General features: G+C 63.8%; 17 protein-coding genes and 1 tRNA gene. 4 read left to right on the top strand and 14 right to left on the bottom strand.

Annotated features, from left to right (window positions below; genetic code table 11):
* Positions 1-57: 57 nt before the first annotated feature.
* A complete protein-coding gene (locus tag G522_RS0108380) occupies positions 58-648 on the top strand; it encodes a CarD family transcriptional regulator (RefSeq protein ID WP_026790653.1) in 591 nt (196 codons plus the stop codon).
* 109 nt (positions 649-757) lie between these two features.
* Entirely contained in the window at positions 758-1,654 is an 897-nt protein-coding gene (locus G522_RS0108375) for a hypothetical protein (protein WP_026790652.1), read from the top strand.
* A 44-nt stretch (positions 1,655-1,698) separates the two neighbouring features.
* Here G522_RS0108375 and G522_RS0108370 read toward each other — a convergent pair whose 3' ends face one another.
* From G522_RS0108370 to G522_RS28910, 3 genes are all read right to left on the bottom strand, one after another.
* Positions 1,699-2,397 (bottom strand): pirin family protein, encoded by a 699-nt coding sequence (locus G522_RS0108370; RefSeq protein ID WP_026790651.1) that lies wholly within the window; start codon positions 2,395-2,397, stop codon positions 1,699-1,701.
* 130 nt (positions 2,398-2,527) lie between these two features.
* Entirely contained in the window at positions 2,528-4,021 is a 1,494-nt protein-coding gene (locus tag G522_RS0108365; RefSeq protein ID WP_245586623.1) for a M48 family metalloprotease, read from the bottom strand.
* Positions 4,022-4,029: 8 nt separating this feature from the next.
* A complete protein-coding gene (locus G522_RS28910) occupies positions 4,030-4,854 on the bottom strand; it encodes a thermonuclease family protein (RefSeq protein WP_051228449.1) in 825 nt (274 codons plus the stop codon).
* A gap of 172 nt (positions 4,855-5,026) precedes the next feature.
* Between G522_RS28910 and G522_RS0108355 the strand changes: the two genes are divergently transcribed.
* A tRNA-Arg gene (locus G522_RS0108355) sits at positions 5,027-5,103 on the top strand.
* Between the two features lie 16 nt (positions 5,104-5,119).
* On the opposite strand, the gene G522_RS0108350 is transcribed toward G522_RS0108355, so the two are convergent.
* From G522_RS0108350 to deoC, 8 genes are all read right to left on the bottom strand, one after another.
* Entirely contained in the window at positions 5,120-5,371 is a 252-nt protein-coding gene (locus G522_RS0108350) for a GlsB/YeaQ/YmgE family stress response membrane protein (RefSeq protein ID WP_026790649.1), read from the bottom strand.
* 252 nt (positions 5,372-5,623) lie between these two features.
* Positions 5,624-6,538 (bottom strand): ribokinase, encoded by a 915-nt coding sequence (gene rbsK / locus G522_RS0108345; RefSeq protein WP_026790648.1) that lies wholly within the window; start codon positions 6,536-6,538, stop codon positions 5,624-5,626.
* Positions 6,539-6,599: 61 nt separating this feature from the next.
* Complete coding sequence (locus G522_RS0108340) at positions 6,600-7,676, bottom strand: aldose 1-epimerase family protein (RefSeq protein ID WP_026790647.1); 1,077 nt, start codon at positions 7,674-7,676, stop codon at positions 6,600-6,602.
* On the bottom strand, positions 7,673-8,671 hold the full coding sequence (locus tag G522_RS0108335) for an ABC transporter permease (protein ID WP_026790646.1): 999 nt from the start codon (positions 8,669-8,671) through the stop codon (positions 7,673-7,675). The genes G522_RS0108340 and G522_RS0108335 overlap by 4 nt, the downstream gene beginning before the upstream one ends.
* 11 nt (positions 8,672-8,682) lie before the next feature.
* On the bottom strand, positions 8,683-9,654 hold the full coding sequence (locus G522_RS0108330; protein WP_026790645.1) for an ABC transporter permease: 972 nt from the start codon (positions 9,652-9,654) through the stop codon (positions 8,683-8,685).
* Positions 9,654-11,147 (bottom strand): sugar ABC transporter ATP-binding protein, encoded by a 1,494-nt coding sequence (locus tag G522_RS0108325; RefSeq protein WP_026790644.1) that lies wholly within the window; start codon positions 11,145-11,147, stop codon positions 9,654-9,656. The genes G522_RS0108330 and G522_RS0108325 overlap by 1 nt, the downstream gene beginning before the upstream one ends.
* 157 nt (positions 11,148-11,304) lie before the next feature.
* Entirely contained in the window at positions 11,305-12,351 is a 1,047-nt protein-coding gene (locus tag G522_RS0108320) for an autoinducer 2 ABC transporter substrate-binding protein (protein WP_026790643.1), read from the bottom strand.
* Between the two features lie 39 nt (positions 12,352-12,390).
* Positions 12,391-13,044, bottom strand: coding sequence for a deoxyribose-phosphate aldolase (gene deoC / locus G522_RS26115; RefSeq protein WP_215905474.1), 654 nt, complete (start codon positions 13,042-13,044; stop codon positions 12,391-12,393).
* On the opposite strand from deoC, the gene G522_RS0108310 reads away from it, so the two are divergent.
* Entirely contained in the window at positions 13,033-13,911 is an 879-nt protein-coding gene (locus G522_RS0108310) for a DeoR/GlpR family DNA-binding transcription regulator (RefSeq protein WP_245586622.1), read from the top strand. The two genes, deoC and G522_RS0108310, sit on opposite strands and share 12 nt — an antisense overlap.
* Positions 13,912-13,953: 42 nt before the next feature.
* Here G522_RS0108310 and G522_RS0108305 read toward each other — a convergent pair whose 3' ends face one another.
* From G522_RS0108305 to G522_RS0108295, 3 genes are all read right to left on the bottom strand, one after another.
* Positions 13,954-14,349 carry a F0F1 ATP synthase subunit epsilon gene (locus G522_RS0108305; protein WP_026790641.1) on the bottom strand — a complete coding sequence of 132 codons (396 nt, stop codon included), beginning with the start codon at positions 14,347-14,349 and terminating at the stop codon, positions 13,954-13,956.
* Between the two features lie 156 nt (positions 14,350-14,505).
* Complete coding sequence (gene atpD / locus G522_RS0108300; RefSeq protein WP_026790640.1) at positions 14,506-15,945, bottom strand: F0F1 ATP synthase subunit beta; 1,440 nt, start codon at positions 15,943-15,945, stop codon at positions 14,506-14,508.
* Positions 15,946-15,972: 27 nt separating this feature from the next.
* Positions 15,973-16,845, bottom strand: coding sequence for a F0F1 ATP synthase subunit gamma (locus G522_RS0108295; RefSeq protein ID WP_026790639.1), 873 nt, complete (start codon positions 16,843-16,845; stop codon positions 15,973-15,975).
* Positions 16,846-16,918 lie beyond the last annotated feature (73 nt).

Genomic DNA, 16,918 nt, shown 5'->3' with positions numbered 1-16,918 from the left:
CTCTTGGCAGAAGAGGGTGATTTTGTCGTCGCCGGCACCGAGGAGTGGATGGACTGAATGGCCACTGCGAAGAAACCCGCTGTCCGTAATGGGTTCAAGACCAACGAGCACATCGTCTATCCGGCCCATGGGGTCGGCCAAATCGTTGCCGTCGAGGAGCAAGAGATCGCTGGCATGAAGCTTGAGCTGTACGTCATCGTCTTCGAGAAGGACAAGATGACGCTGCGCGTGCCCATGGCCAAGGCCGAACAGGTCGGTATGCGCAAGCTCGCCGAGGACGACACCGTCGATAAGGCGCTTGAGATCATCAAGGGCCGCGCGCGCGTCAAGCGCACCATGTGGAGCCGCCGCGCCCAGGAATACGAAGCCAAGATCAACTCCGGCGATCTGGTGGCCATTTCCGAGGTGGTGCGCGACCTGCATCGTGCGTCGAGCCAGCCCGAGCAGTCCTATTCGGAGCGTCAGCTCTACGAGGCGGCGCTCGATCGCATGGCGCGTGAGATTTCGGCGGTATCCCGTATCACCGAGACCGAGGCCATTCGGCGCATCGAGGACAGCCTCAACAAGAGCCCGAAGCGCATCGCTGCGCGCGGCGACACCGCTGAGGACGTCGCCGACGAGAGCGAGGACGAGGCGGAAGCCGCCTGATAAAGCGTCGCCGGCGCTTCGGTCCGTTACATTTTTCAAGGCCCGGCGGGGAAACCTGCCGGGTCTTTTTCTTAAGGGGACGGCGCTGGGGAGGCGTCGATAGATCATCATGGGGAAGAGGATAACCAAGCTATCTTGGGCGTGGCTGACGACGGCTGCTTTAACAGTGCCGGTTCTTACGGCGGCAGCGCACGCCGGAGACAACGGGACAGCATTCAAATTCGTAGAGGCGGGGGATTGCGCGAAAAAGCGAGCGGAGGAGGTTTGTATCGGCGAGCCGCTGATACAAGGGTCAACCGTTACGGCACTCGACGTTCTGCGTGATATTTATCCCGGTCTTGGTCCGGACGGCCAAGGCAACCGATTTGCTGGCGCCGAGGCGATCGAGGCCGCGAGCGACCCCGATGCTGGCGAACCGGCCGATAGGGCTATCAGTATCTCCAATGGCACTCTGGCCGAGATCGCTGTGATCGAGTCGGGGGAGCTGGCCTATGCTGCTGCGGTGAGTAGCGGCGTTGTGGCGGTGGCTCAAATAAGACCAGATTACAAGCCGCTGGGGCGCTTGCTGGTGGCCACCGATCCGGGTGGACTGACCGGTGGCTACCGGCTGCTGCTTGCTGCCCCTGCCAGCCCGGTGGTGGTGACGGACAGCAGCCATTTCAACTCTGAAGAAGGATTTGACTCGTTGCAGCTGGCCGGGGTGATTGGTGGCGAGCTCGTCGACCTCTATGAGGGCCCCTACCTCTACTCCCTGACCCAGGCAACGGAGCATTGCCAGACCCTTGAACATCGAGAGTCGATCACTTCCTTCGAGACGCGGAAACAAAGCCATCATGGCTTGGCCGACATTGGTATAGGCATTGAATACACAGCCACCTGCGTCAACGGTGAAAAGCGAAAGCCGGCCGGGAAAAAGTCTTTCCCACTGCGTCTGGCCTATGACGGTGCGCGTTACGACGGCAATTCGTCAGCGATCGACGATTTCAATTCCAGCTTCACCGAGTGAAGGCCGCCGCCCGAAGGGGCGGCCTCCATTTTCTACCGTAGGCTTTAGCGGCCCATGTCGAACAGCAGGATCTCGGCGTCGTCCTTGGCGACGATCGACAGGTCCGTCTGCCGCTCAAGGGCGGCTCCGTCTCCTTCGCCGAGCTCCTCGCCATTGACCGTGACGCTGCCGCGCGCCACCTGCAGCCAGCCGAGCCGGCCTGCTGCGAAGGTGTGTTCGACCTCCGTCCCGGCTTTGAGGCGGCCGGCATAGAGATCGACGTCGCGATGCAGCGTCAGCGCGCCGTTACGACCGTCGCGGGCGGCAACCAGCCGCAGCCGGTTCGTGAGTTCCTCACCGAAGCTCTTCTGCTCATAAGACGGGGCGAAGCCGTCGGCCTCCGGCAAGATCCAGATCTGCAGGAAATGCACCGCGTCGGTGGCCGAAGCATTGAACTCGCTGTGACGAATGCCGGTGCCGGCACTCATGCGCTGCACGTCGCCGGGACGGATCACCGAACCGGTGCCAAGGCTGTCGCGATGCTGCAAGCCGCCTTCGAGCACATAGGAGATGATTTCCATATCGGCATGAGGATGTGGGGGAAAGCCGCCGCCGCCGGCGACGCGGTCGTCATTGATGACGCGCAGCGGGCCGAACCCCATGGCCTCGGGATCGAAATAATGGCCGAAGGAAAAGCTGTGGTGGCTGTCGAGCCAGCCAGCGTCGGTGTGGCCGCGCTCTGCGGCCTTGCGGATGGTGATCATCGCGGGTCTCCCTGTTCGGGGCGAAGCGTCATCGCCCGTTTGGTGACCCGAAGATGGGGCTCGGCGCGTCCTTTGTCAGGATAGCCAGTTGCCGCCGCACTGTTCTCTAAAGATGAACAATCTTGGAGAGTCAGCGGTCGACGATTATTTTGACGCGGGTACCGGGACGCGGCTCCTCGTTGGCCGCCAGGCCGTTGAGTGCGCGGAACAGAATGATGCCGCGGTCCATCGGCACCATGCGCCGGGTCAGGGCTTCGGCGGTTTCGCCGGCTCCGACGGTGACGACGCGGATGCGCAATGGCGCGAGCGACGCCTTCTCCGCCTCGGACAGCGAGCGGAACGAGGCCACCGTGGAGCTGAAGGTTCGATCGAGCGCGGCGGCGTCGCCGCGGGTTGCAAACAGGAAGCGGAAGGCCTGGTCGTTGAAGCGGATCACGGCGATGCGGTAGGTAAAGCCGCGCGCCGACGCCGACGCCACAGCGGCCGGCAGGCCGGCGATCGACACGGTGCGTACCGACTGCTGATCGAGCCCATTGACCCAGCCCGACGTCAGGTAGGCGACGAGGTCGCTGCCCGCCGGGACATTGGCGCCGTCGAAGCGCATGGCGACCCCGTCGGCATTGGTGGCCAGCACCGCCTTCGACGTGTTGTCGATCATGAAGCCGTCTGGGACTTCAAAGCCAAAGCCCAGCTTGGCATGCAGGAACTGACGTCCGCGCACATAACCTTCGTTCGGATCGTCGCCATACATAATGCCATCGATACGGGAGAGATAACCATCGCGGTCGATCTCGCCGTCGGTGACGCCGGTGGCCTTGGCGACCTCTTGCGCCTGCGCGAGGCGCTCGGGCGTCGAAGGATGCGACGACAGGAAGTCGATCGAGCCGGTATCGTCTTCCGGCAGGCCGTTCTTCCAGGCGGCCAGGCGCGACATCGATGTGAGGAAGCGTGGCGAGGCGAAGGGATCGAAGCCGGCCTTGGCCAGCGTTGCGATGCCGATCCGATCGGCCTCGAGTTCCTGGATCTGCGAGAAGCGGGCCAGTGAGACCTGTGTCGAGGCCAGCGCCACGCGCTGCACCGCTGGGTCCTGCACCACGTCCTGCACCGCCTGGCTGGCGACGGCGGCCGCCTCGGCCTTCTGGGCGCGCAGGAAGGCGTGGCGCGCGGTGACATGGGCCATCTCGTGGGAGATCACGGCGGCGACTTCTGCGGTATCACTGGCGAGCGCCAGAAGGCCGCGCGTCACGTAGACGTAGCCCCCGGGCAGGGCAAAGGCGTTGACGGCGGGCGAATTCAGGATGGTGACGCGGTAGCTGCGCCAGGGTTCGGGACTGGCGGCCACCAGCCGACCAACGACGCTGGCGATCGCCAGCTCCGCCTCGCGATCCTCATAGGTACCGCCGAATGCGGCGACGATCTTGGGATGCTCGCGCTCGGCAATCGCCACCTCGTTGGGGTCGACCTTGCCTTGCGGGACTGCCGTCTGGGCGAGTTGGTCGGCTGTAACGCCGCCATCATCACCCGAGAGCCCCAGACAGCCAGCGAGCGACAGTGCAAGCGCCAGGGCGGCGGCCCTTGACGCCAGCCAGCAGAAATTGCTTGTCCCACCCATCCGACCGGCCATGCTGCTTCCTAGTCCGTTGTCAAATCCGACGTCCCGCCTGGCAGTCGCAAGGCCAGCGGCGATTCCAGCTCCATATCGAGACCGTCGCGCCGGTTCGCCCAGCCGCGCACCTCGACCACCCGGCCGGACAAGCTGTCCGGCGACTGCCCGGCGGCAACGAGCGCTGATGTCATGGCTTCACGAAGGCGCACCGTGGCATCCGTCCGGAAGTTGCCGCCGAAATTGATATAAGTGGTGCGACCCGATCGGCCAATCGAAGCGACCTTGCCGCGACCGAGCACGTAATCGGGCAGGTTGGTAGCCGCCGCATTGAGATCCGTCCATATCCGGCTTTGCCGCCAAATGCCACGCTTTTCAGCGCGCGCCCCGGCTTCGGCGGCGAGAAAACGCGTCGCGCAAGGCGTAAACGCCACATCCGCAAGACCGGCTCCGGCGGCAAGGAGCCGTTCGCCGAGGCTGTCGCCGTCTGAGAAGCGGATGGTGCCATGCAGGCGGCTGTGACGATCTGGGGTGTCAGCGGAGGGCGTGAACACGACGAGCGTGTCGTGAAGGTCGGCCATGACATCCGAGTAAGCGGTGCGAGCTGTCTCGCCCGCCCGGGCCGGCAGGATCACGCCCTCGATCAGGATGGTTGCAGCGGGTTGGGCAGGTTGAAGGCCGGTCAGCTCGACGACAGGCCGGACCGTTCCGGTGGGCAACGGCAGCGCTTCTTCCAGGCGATGGGTGGGTGCCGCGGGATCGCCGACGCAAGCGTCCATCGCCCGGCTCGGCTGGGCGGCCAGCAGGGCGACGACAAGCGAAGACAGGGTGACAAAGCGGGCGGCAGGAAGCATCGACAGGTCTCTGATGCGCTGATTTTAGCGGATGCTATGCCTGTCGCCTATCCGCTAGCTGACAAGGCTGCCTTCCCTTAAGGACATGCTAGATTTCGAAAAGGGCTGTCAAAGCCGTCGTCGATTTGCTAGATGAGCCGAAGCGGCCGGACCCTTGGTCCGGCCGCGCCGCGTCCCGGTAGCTCAGCAGGATAGAGCAACGGTTTCCTAAACCGTAGGTCAGGGGTTCGAATCCCTTCCGGGACGCCACTTTCCAACTGATGCGCTATCTTTTGACCGCCCTGACGATACCGATCAGGATGCAGGCGCCTATGACGCCGGCGATGAGATAGCCGATCCAGCCACCAAACGAGATGCCGAGAATCCCGAACAGGAAGCTTGCAATCGCCGCGCCGATAATGCCGAGCACGACATTGAGGAACAGACCGGTATCGGTCTTCATCAGTCCCGAGGCGATCCAGCCTGCCAAGCCGCCGATAATGATGGCTGCAATCCAGCCAATGCTCGCGTCATTCATCCTGTCACCTCAAGCAATCCGTTGAAACGAATGGCCTTGCCGACGTTGACTGCATCGCGCGTCCGCCATGCAAGCTTGCCCCGGCTGGCGAGGGAATAACGAAGTATCACGCAAGCAGTTCCAAAAACGCTGGCCGGATGCTCGGCAATGCGTTGGCTCGCATTAACGCTTTACGTGGCAACGGCCCGCGCATGACGTATCGCCTCCCCACCGAGAGGCGGGAAAGCGTTGGAAGGCCGGGGCGAAAGCTCCTCAGGGAAAGCGAGCGCGGAACTCGGCGAGTGTCGCATAGGATCGTTGGGTGCCGCGCCGGGTGATCGAATCAGCGGCGTATTTTGCCGCCTCCGTCAGCGCTTGGAACACCGGCAGCCCTTCCGTGTAGAAGTGGGCGAAGGACCCGATGAAGGCGTCGCCGGCACCGGTGGTGTCCACGGGCTCCACCTTGACCGGGGCGATTCGACGCGTGCCGCTGGCATCGACCAGCAGGGCGCCGTGCCCGCCCATGGTAACGACCACCGTGCCGATGCCGCGGGCGATAAGGGAGCGGGCGGCCGTTTCCGCCTCGTCCTCGTTGCCGACGGGCAAGCCGGTCAGTGTGGCGAGCTCGGTCTCGTTGGGTGTCAGGAAGGCAAGATCGGCGAGTTGCGCCACGTCGAGGTCAGCGGCAGCCGGTGCCGGGTTGAGCAGCGTCGGCACGCCGAGCTCCTTCGCTCTCCGCACCGTGTGATAGACGGTCTCGACCGGCACTTCCATCTGCATCAGGATCAGCTTGCAGCCCTTGAGAGCGGGAGCGGCGGCGTCGACGTCGGCCGGCGTCAGGTCGGCATTGGCGCCTTTGACGATCAGGATGGAGTTCTCGCCCGACGGTTCGACGAAGATCGGGGCGACACCCGACGAGCGACCGGGTGTCCGCAGCACGTGGGTGGCGTCGACGCCGTTGCGCTGGAAGTTGGCGATGGTGGCATCGGCAAAGGTGTCGTCGCCCACCCGAGTCACCATTATCACCTTGGACCCGAGCCGAGCAGCGGCGATCGCCTGGTTGGCGCCCTTGCCGCCATGCCCCATCTCGAAGGTCGGCGCCTCGATGGTCTCGCCGCGCAACGGCATGCGGTTCACGTAGGTGATCAGGTCCATCATGTTGGAGCCGACAACAGCGATCTTCGACATCTGTTCCTCCGGTTGTCCGCTACCCACCCGGGGCGCGGCTGAGATTGTGGTGGGTGGGCGCTTAGCCGGCCATGCGTGCCGCTTCCTGACGGCATTCCTCGGCGTCGAGGTGGCCGAGCTCGACGGTGAAGCGGGCCGTCTCGCCAGCCGCGAGGCTGCGGACGTTGCCCTTCTGCTTTTCCGCCGTGTAGCCTTCCGGCTCGCAGGTCGACGGCAGCGCGAAGGCGGCCACCTGCTGGTCGTGGCCGGCCAGGATCCAACGCACCGTCTTCGGAAAGTCGGTGGTGTTGTAGCGGGCAAAGAAGGCGTCGCCCTCTGGCCGCCGCATCATCAGGCGGGTGTCGCCGGCCGCATCGGTACCAAGGCCACGCAGGTAGAACACTTGTTCGGGGTCGTAGCCGTTGGCCCGCCGCACCACGCGGCTGCCGGCCGGATCGGCGGCCAGGGCTGCGATGCGGGAAAGATAGGCGGGATTGGGCCGAACGTGAGCTGGCACTGCCGTGCGGGTGACGGTGCGATCTGGCGTAAAGGGGGCCTGCTGCAGTATTTCCGCGCCTTCGCTGAAGGCGTAGTTGACGTGGCACATGTACATGAGATCCATCGGATCGCCGGCCGATAGGTTCGTCACTTCCATCGCCATGTCGAAGCGCGCCGACCCGGAATGGAGCGTCACTGAGGGCCGTGCCAGATAGTGGGAGCCGAAGCCCATGGCATATTCATAGCTACCGACGATGCGGAGATAATCCCCGTGCCCGTCATGTCCCGCTTCGATCCCGGCCCAGTCCATGGCGGCGCAGGGCATTTCGCCGTGCGAGGGATGGTTGTCGGTGGGGCCGGGAACGCCATTGCGCAACAGGCCCGAGTGGAAGGCGAAGCAGCCGTAGGTCTCGCCGATGGTCGGCACGCGGCGCGGCGCCTTGAAGATGCTCTTCATGGTGAGGTCGACGCCGTCGAAGACCGCCTGCCAGATCATCTGTCCGAGATAGGGGAGGACGATCAGCGCACCACGGGCGTTTTGAAGGCGGATCGCCTCAATGCCGGTGGGATAGCGGAACAGGCTGGCCTTGAGCGTGCCATGCTCGACGGATGGACGCTCGACCTCGTCGAAGGCAGCGCGCGAGAGATGGAAGATGGTCATTTGCCACGGTTCCTCAAAACGTTGATTACCATGACCAGTAGCAGGAAGCCGCCCCAGATGAAGTCGATGAGGTGGTTGGAGAAGCGCATCATCTGGAAGCCGGAGGCGAGCAGCATCAGCGCGATGACGGCGATGGAGACGCCCAGCACCGTGCCCTTGCCACCGGCCGGGTTGGTGCCCCCCAGCACGGAGATCAGCACGGCTTGCAGAAGGTAGGAGGTGCCGTAGTCCGACTTGGCGGCATTGGTGCGCCCGGACAGCACGATGCCGGCCAGAGCGGCCAGCGTGCCGCTCAGCATGTAGGAATAGAGCACCATGCGGTCGGTTCTGAGGCCGGCGAATATGGCGGCGCGCGGATTGGTGCCGATCAGGAACAGGTTGAGACCGAAGGGCGTCCGCGTCAGCATGATGGCAATCGCCACGGCCACCGCCAGGAACAGGATCAGCGGTACGGCGATGCCAAAGATCTTGCCGTTACCGATGAAACCCCACCAGGCGGGGAAGCCGACGATGGCCGGACCGCCGGTCAGCACCATGCAGAAGCCGGTAAAGATCTGGCCGGTGCCCAGCGTGGCGAGGATCGGGGTGATCTTGACCTTGGCGATCAACAGGCCATTGAGCGTGCCGGCGATCAACCCGACGCCCAGTGCCAGTATCACGCCGGCAACGACCCGCAGCAGTTCGGCCGTCATCCCGGCGTCGGGAGCAGCCGGATAGAGGCGGGTGAAGTACACGCCGGCCAGGATGCCGGCGAGGTTGGCGATGCCAATCACCGACAGGTCGATGCCGCCGGTCAGCATGGCAAGCATCATGGCGATCGCCACGATGCCGAGCTCGGGAAAGATGAAGCTGATCGATTCGAAGTTGTAGTAGCGCAGGAACTTGTGCGGCTCCAACGCCGACATGGCCAGGAAGATCACCGCGGTGATGATCAGCAGCTGGACGATGTTGTTGTCGCGATTGATGAAGCGACGGAAGTCGGTGAACTTGTTCATGGATCTGGCTTTCACACGAGCGCCTTGCGGTCACGCCAGGCGGTGAGGGCCGTGGCAATGACGATGACACAACCGACGACGACGCCCTGCCAGGTGTTGTCGATGTGCATGATGATCAGGCTGTTCTTGATCAGCGTCAGCATGAAGACGCCAAGGATAGTGCCAAACACTGAGCCGCGGCCGCCGAAGATCGAGGCACCGCCCAGCACCACGGCGGCGATGACGTCGAGCTCATAGCCGACGAAGTCGCGCGGGTTGGCGAGCCAGATCATCGAGGAGTGCAAAAGGCCGGCAAACCCGGCCAGTGCACCGGCGAGACCGTAGACGAGATAGACGGTGCGGCGCGTGTTGAAGCCGACCCGTTTGGCCGATTCAGCGTCGTCGCCATAGGCGAACACGGCGCGGCCGGCCATGGTGCGCGTCAGGAACAGCCACATCAGCAGCGCGATGCCGATGTAGATGAACAGCATCAGCGACAGCTTGCTGCCGCCGATATCGACGGTGCTGCTGCCGAAGGCGATCAGCGACGGCGGCATGCGGTCGATGTTGATGATCGACGTGCCGACCAGGCCGAGCAACAGACCGCGCACCACCGACGCCGAACCGAGCGTGACGATCAGCGGAATCATGCGGAAGGTATGGATGAAGAAGGCGTTAGCGAGGCCGCAGACAAGACCGATCAACGTCGCGCCGATGAAGGGCAGAACCACGCCCTGATAGCCCGCCGCATTCATGGCGATCACCGTCAGATACATGGCGGCGACGGCGAAGGCGGGGAAGGACACGTCGATGCCGCCGGAGATCATGACGGTCAGCACGCTGAGCGCCATGATGCCGATGACCACGTTGGCTCTCAGGAGATTGAACAGGTTGTCGGCCTGCCAGAAGGCCGGGTTGATCACCCCGATCACGATCATCACCACGATCAGGATGGCGAGCACCGCCGCTTCGGATCGGCGCAGCAGTTTGGAAACAGCAGTCATCAGCGCAGACCCTTCAGGCGGCCGTGGATATCGTCCTCTTCGACGCTCTGGGCGTCCATGCAGTCGACGATCTCGCCCCGGTGCATCAGCAGGATGCGATTGCAGTTCTGGATGAGTTCGGGCGCGTCATCGGAAATCATCAGCACGGCGAGACCGGTACTGATGGCAAGCTCACGGATGCGCCGGTGGATCTCCGCCTTGGAGCCGACGTCGACGCCGACGGTCGGGCCGTTGAGAATCAGCACCTTTGGATTGGTCAGCAGCCAGCGACCGATGACAACGCGCTGTTGATTGCCGCCGGAGAGCTGCCCGGCGTGCTTCTCGATGTCCGGCGTGGCGATGCGCATGTCGGAGACGGTCTGCTCGGCCAGCACGTTGAGCTGGTCGCGATCGAGGAACAGCCCGCGCGTCACCCTGTTGATGGCGCTGGCAATGACGTTGCGGGCGATCGGCTGCTGCATGAACAGCCCCTCGGAGAGGCGATCCTCCGGCACGTAAGCAATGCCGGCGCCGACGGCGTCCTGCACGCTCGATAAGCGGAGTGGTGCCCCATCGAGACGGATCTCGCCGCTGTGTGGTTCCATGCCGAACAATGCCATGGCAAGCTCGGTGCGCCCGGAACCGAGCAGGCCGCTCAGGCCAACGATCTCACCCTTGTGGAGGTCGAGATTGACGTTGCGCACCGCTTCGCCGACGGAGAGATTCCGCACCGACAGTCGGGGTACCGTGGTGTCGTCGCCGGCCCAGACATGCCGCTCGTGGCCGATGTCGTGGCCGGTCATGGCGCGGGTGATGCGCGCCTCGTTGAATTCGTCGGTGGGGCCTTCCTCGACCTTGCGTCCGTTGCGGAAAACGGTGATGCGCTCGGAAATCTCCAGCATTTCACGCATCTTGTGGCTGACGAACAGCACCGCGATGCCCTTGGCCTGGATCTCACGGACGATGGAGAACAGGCGATCGACCTCGCGGCCGGTCAGTGCGGTGGTCGGTTCGTCCATGATGAGCAGACGCGTTTCGCTCATCAGCGCGCGGGCGATGGCAACAATCTGGCGATCGGCGGTGGACAGCGTGCCGACCGTGGCGTCGAGATCGATGGCGACGTCCAGTCGGGCCAGCGCTTCGGCGCCGAGTTGACGACGGCGCTTGGGATCGATGAAGGTGTTGCCTTCGCTGAGCAGCCGGTTAAGGGCGAGGTTCTCGGCCACCGTCAGGCTGGGGAACAGCGAAAAATCCTGATAGATCACCTGGATACCGGCGGCAATCGCCGCGCGCGGACCGAAGTCGGCAACCGGCTTTCCGGCGACGAGCAGTTCGCCTTCGTCGAAGTCGTAGACGCCGGAGACAATCTTGATGAGGGTCGATTTGCCGGAGCCGTTTTCACCGGCAAGGCAGACGATCTCGGCGGGGAAAATCTGGAAATCGACGCTGTCGAGCGCCTTCATGCCAGGAAAGCGCTTTGTGACAGCGCGGAGTTCGATCAGGGGTTCGGCCATGGTGTGCGCTTCGATTTCCGGACGGGGAGGCCTTTGGGACAGGCGGTTCGCGGTAGGACACGTCAGAGCCGGCGGGTAAGGCCCGCTTTCGTCCCGATCCGTAACGACCGCTCAGCAGAAAGGAACGGCGGGCATGCCGCCGTTCCCCAGTCTTCCGTCAGAAGTTGTAGTCGGCCATGTTGTCCTTGGTGACACCGACCCAGCCCTGGCCATACAGCAGGTTGGGCGAAGCGCCGGCCGGCGTCGTCAGGCTCTCGTAGCCCTTGAGGCCCAGGTTGAGACCGGCCTTGATCTCGGCCTTCTTCTCAGTGAGCGCCATGACGGCGAGCGTATTCATGGCATAGGCGGCGACGGCCGGATCCCAGAACTGGATGTACTGGATGTCGCCTTCCTGCAGATACTTGCCTGCCACCGACGGCAAGCCCGTGCCGGAGAAGAACACCTTGTCCTTGAGACCGCGCTCGGCGATCAGACGACCGGCGCCGGCCGAGGTCGGCATCGGTCCGCCGACGATGCCGGTGACGTCCGGATAGGTCGTCAGGGCTTCTGACAGACGATTGTAGTCGGTGTTGGCGTCGTCATAGGTCTCGAGACGCTCGGTGGCGAGCGCCATGTCCGGGAAATGTTCCTTCTGGTAGGCGATGGCGCCGTCGATCCACTCGTTCTGCGACTGCGACGTCAGGCTGCCGACGGTGGCGAGGTACTTGCCCTTGCCGCCCATGGACTTGCCGAGCACTTCCATCAGCTTGGCGCCGTAAGCCTTGTTGTCGAAGGCTTCGAGCACATAGTCGGCATTCTTCAGGTTGGAGGCTTCGTGAGCGATGACCACGATGCCGCGGTCGCGGGCCTTCTGCAGCACCGGCTCGACGGCTTCCACCGAGAAGGGGACGACGCAGATGGCGTCGACGCCCTGGGCGATCAGGTTTTCGATCAGCTGCACCTGAGCGGCGGCATCGGCCTGGCTCGGACCAACCTGCCAGACGTCGTGGCCGGTATCGGCACCGAACTGCTTGACGCCGTCGCGCATGCGATCGAACCAGGCGATGCCATCAACCTTGACGACAGTAGCGATCGAGAAGTGCTTGCCGGTGGCGTCGGCGGAGATGTCCTTGCGGGCCTGGCTCACGTCGACGACGCCGGCCGCCAAGGCAGGCAGCGCCAGCATGGACAGACCGGCAGCCAGCGAAATCAGTGTCTTCTTCATTGTACGTCTCCTCCCAAGAGAACGGTTCTTTCAATCCCGTCAGTATCCTGCGGGTCCTCCTTTGCCCGCGCCGCCGACGATGGCGATACTGGCGCTGGCACCTATGCGCGTGGCGCCGGCTTCCACCATGGCCCACGCATTCTCGGCGGTGCGAACACCACCGGAAGCCTTAACTCCCATTTCCGAACCGACCACTCGACGCATCAGCGCGATGTCCTCAACAGTCGCGCCACCGCTCGAGAAGCCGGTGGATGTCTTCACAAAATCGGCGCCGAGCTCTTTGCTGACGCGGCAGGCCGTTTCCTTTTGAGCGTCGTCGAGCAGGCAGGTCTCGATGATCACCTTCAACAGCTTGCCGGCCGTCGCCCGCCGCACGGCGGCGATGTCGGCGCGGAAGCGATCGAGGTCGCCCTCGCGCAGGGCACCAATGTCGATCACCATGTCGATCTCGTCGGCACCGGCTGCGATGGCGCGCGAGGCCTCGTCGGCCTTGGCGGCAGCGCCCGAGGCGCCAAGCGGGAAACCGACGACAACGCAGGTCTTGACCTTGCTGCCTTTGAGACGCTCGGCAACAAAACCGGCATGCACGGCATTAACGCAGACCGATGCGAAGCCGTAAGCGATCGCCTCGTCGCAGAGCCGGGCGACTTCTGCTCTGGTCGCCTCCGGCTTCAGGATCGTGTGATCGATCATGCCGGCGAGAGTCTGCGAGTTCCTGACAGAATTATGTTTCGAATCTTCCACTTCCGGGTCTCCATCCGGCATTCTTGTTATGATTCTAACAAGATTTGTTTGGAAGGTTTCATACTGGCCTTGACGAGTCAAGGGGAAAGGTGGATTGAAACCTGGAACGGCGGAGGTGTTTCCGTGAAAAAGGCCGAACGCATAGAACGCCTCGAGGATCGCTTGAAGGAGGCCGGCGTGCTGCATCTCAGCGATGCCGCCGGGCACCTCGGCGTGTCTGAAATGACCGTGCGGCGGGATCTCGCCTCGGTGCCGCACCTTTTCAGTTATCTCGGCGGCTACATCCTACCGGTTGGTGGCGAGCGCACCACCTATCGCCTCGACGCGGAGGCCGACACCCATGCGGAGGCGAAGGATCTCGCCTGCCGCAAAGCGGCGCGGCTTGTCGAGCCGGACGACACGATTTTCATCGATTGCGGAACCACGACGCCGCGAATGACCGAGTACCTGCCGGTGTCCGGCAAGCTGACCGTCATTACCTATGCCATGAACGTCGCCGAGCGCGTCATGAAGCGGCCGAATACCAACCTGATCCTGCTGGGCGGTCTATTTCACGCCTCGTCGCAGACGTTTTCCGGCGACGAGGCCTTACGGACACTGGAGCGGCTGGGGATCAGCAAGGCGTTTCTATCGGCCGGCGGGCTGCATTCGCAGCACGGCGCCACCTGTTCCAACTTCCACGAAGTGCCGATCAAGCAGGCGGTGCTGGCCCGCGCTGGGCTGAGCTATGTGGTGATCGATTCGAGCAAGCTTGAGAAAATCAAGCCGGCGTTCTTCGCAACCACCGATCAGTTCGATCAGATCATCACCGAGTAACGGTTGGCCGCGTTATTGGGACGGTTCCCCAAAACGTTGCGGTCAGGCGAGCGCCGCAACGGCGGTCTTCACCTGATCGAGGGCGGCGATGGCGTCGTCCCTGGCTTCTTCGGTCTTCGCTTCGGCAAGAACGGTCTCGGCAACAACGAGCTCGGCAGCCGCAACGGTGGGATCGAACTCGCTCTCGGGCACCGCCTTTTCGGCGAGCACGCTGAGACCGGCCGCGTTGACGTCGGCAAAGCCGCCGCGCACGTAGATCCGACTCGATACGCCGCCGGCCTTGACGGCGATGATGCCGGTCTTCAGCGTGGTGAGGAAGGGCGCGTGGCCGGCGAGCACGCCGAAGTCGCCCTCGCTGCCGGGCAGATCCACCTGATCGGCGTCAATCGACAGAATCAGGCGCTCGGGGCTGACGAGTTCGAACTTGAAGGTTGCCATCCGGCGCTCCCCACGGTGTTTGTCGGCAATTCCGACGAGAGATGCTCACCCTCGGTCGAGTTGCTCTGGCGGCCCGTTCAGGCCGGTCAAATTCTCGGGCCCGGTGCGACGAGCACCGGAAGGGCGGGCGGTGTGACCGCCCGACCCGTTCGGTCATCAGGCTGCCTGAGTGGCGAGGCGCTGGGCCTTCTCGACGGCGTCCTCGATGGTGCCCACCATGTAGAAGGCGGCTTCCGGCAGATGGTCGTAGAGACCTTCGCAGAGGCCCTTGAAGCCCTTGATGGTGTCCTCGAGCGCCACCAGCTTGCCGGGCGCGCCGGTGAACACCTCGGCGACGTGGAAGGGCTGGCTCAGGAAGCGCTCGATCTTGCGGGCGCGGGCCACCGTCAGCTTGTCCTCTTCGCTGAGCTCGTCCATGCCGAGGATGGCGATAATATCCTGAAGACCCTTGTACTTCTGCAGGATCTGCTGCACCTGGCGGGCGACGTTGTAGTGCTCCTCGCCGATCACCTGCGGGTCGAGCATGCGCGACGAGCTGTCGAGCGGATCGACGGCCGGGTAGATGCCCTTTTCGGAGATGGCACGGTTGAGCACCGTCGTCGCGTCGAGATGGGCGAACGAGGTGGCAGGGGCCGGGTCGGTCAGGTCGTCGGCCGGCACGTAGATGGCCTGCACCGAGGTGATCGAACCCTTGTTGGTGGTGGTGATGCGCTCCTGCATGGCGCCCATGTCGGTGGCGAGCGTCGGCTGGTAACCCACCGCCGACGGGATGCGGCCGAGCAGCGCCGACACTTCCGAGCCGGCCTGGGTGAAGCGGAAGATATTGTCGATGAAGAACAGAACGTCCTGACCCTTGTCGCGGAAATGCTCGGCGACGGTGAGGCCGGCCAGGGCGACGCGAGCACGGGCGCCCGGCGGCTCGTTCATCTGGCCGTAGACCAGGGCGCACTTGGATCCCTCGGTCGAACCGCCATTCTCATGCGGGTCCTTGTTGACGCCGGACTCGATCATCTCATGGTAGAGGTCGTTGCCCTCGCGGGTGCGCTCGCCGACGCCGGCAAACACCGAGTAACCACCGTGCGCCTTGGCAACGTTGTTGATCAACTCCTGGATCAGCACGGTCTTGCCGACGCCGGCGCCGCCGAACAGGCCGATCTTGCCGCCGCGGGCGTAGGGAGCAAGGAGGTCGACCACCTTGATGCCGGTAACCAGGATCTCGGCTTCCGTCGACTGCTCGGTGTAATCGGGGGCTTCCTGGTGAATGGAACGACGTTCCTCGCCGATGATCGGGCCGACTTCGTCGACCGACTCGCCGATGACGTTCATGATGCGGCCGAGGCAGGCGTCGCCGACCGGCACCGAGATCGGCTTGCCGGTGTCGATCACCTCGTGGCCGCGCACCAGGCCTTCCGTGGTATCCATGGCGATGGTGCGGACGGTGTTCTCGCCGAGGTGCTGGGCAACCTCGAGAACCAGCCTGTGGTCGCCGTTCTTCGTCTCGAGCGCGTTCAGAATCGCCGGCAGGTGCCCGTCGAACTTGACGTCGATGACGGCGCCAATGACCTGGGTGATGCGTCCGATATGTGTGTCAGCCATCGCTGTGGTCCTTGATCGAAGTTGCGGTCAGAGCGCCTCGGCGCCCGAAATGATTTCAACGAGCTCGGTGGTGATCTTGGCCTGGCGCGTACGGTTGTAGGTGATCGACAGGCGGTCGATCATGTCGCCGGCGTTGCGCGTGGCATTGTCCATGGCGGTCATCTTGGCGCCCATCTCACCGGCGGCATTCTCGAGCAGGGCTGTGAAAAGCTCCACGGCGATGTAGCGCGGCAGCATGGTCTCGAGGATTTCCGCCTCGTCCGGCTCGAATTCGTAGGAGGATTCCGACGTGGCGGCCGAGGCGTCGGCCTTGACCGGCAGAAGCTGCTTGGCTGTGGGGATCTGATTGATCACCGACTTGAATTCGGAATAGAACAGCGTGCAGACGTCGAATTCGCCGGCTTCATAAAGCTCGAGAAGACGCTTTTGGAGCTTGTTGGCGATGGCGAAGGTGACGGTCTTCACTTCGCGCAGTTCGACGCGGTCAATGATGCGGTCGCTATGGTCACGCTTCAGGGCGTCGGCGCCCTTCTTGCCAACGGTAATGATCTTCACCGTCTTGCCTGCCGCAAGCAGCGAAGCGGCGTGTTCGCGCGCCAGCCGAACGATCGATGAATTGAAGCCGCCGCACAGGCCGCGCTCGGCCGTGCAGACGACGAGGAGGTGCACGTCATTGCGACCGGTGCCGGCGAGAAGGCGCGGCGCGTCGTCGCGGCCGGCCATGGCCGCAGCAAGATTGGCAACCACCGCGCCAAGACGGTGGGCGTAGGGACGGGCCGCGACCGCCGCCTCCTGCGCGCGGCGCAGCTTCGCCGCGGCGACCATCTGCATCGCCTTGGTGATTTTCTGCGTCGCCTTCACCGAAGCGATGCGGTTCTTGAGTTCTTTCAAGCTAGCCATATCGGCTCCTGCCTGTCGGGCATCGGGGCGCGGGAGAGAAGGGCGGTCGCCGCCCTCCTCGGTTCATTCCGGC

Origin of the sequence: Pleomorphomonas oryzae DSM 16300, from assembly GCF_000422965.1 — a bacterium.
GTDB classification, from domain to species: domain Bacteria; phylum Pseudomonadota; class Alphaproteobacteria; order Rhizobiales; family Pleomorphomonadaceae; genus Pleomorphomonas; species Pleomorphomonas oryzae.
The sequence above is the reverse complement of the archived record's forward strand: the minus strand, read 5'-3'. Positions and strand labels throughout refer to the sequence as shown.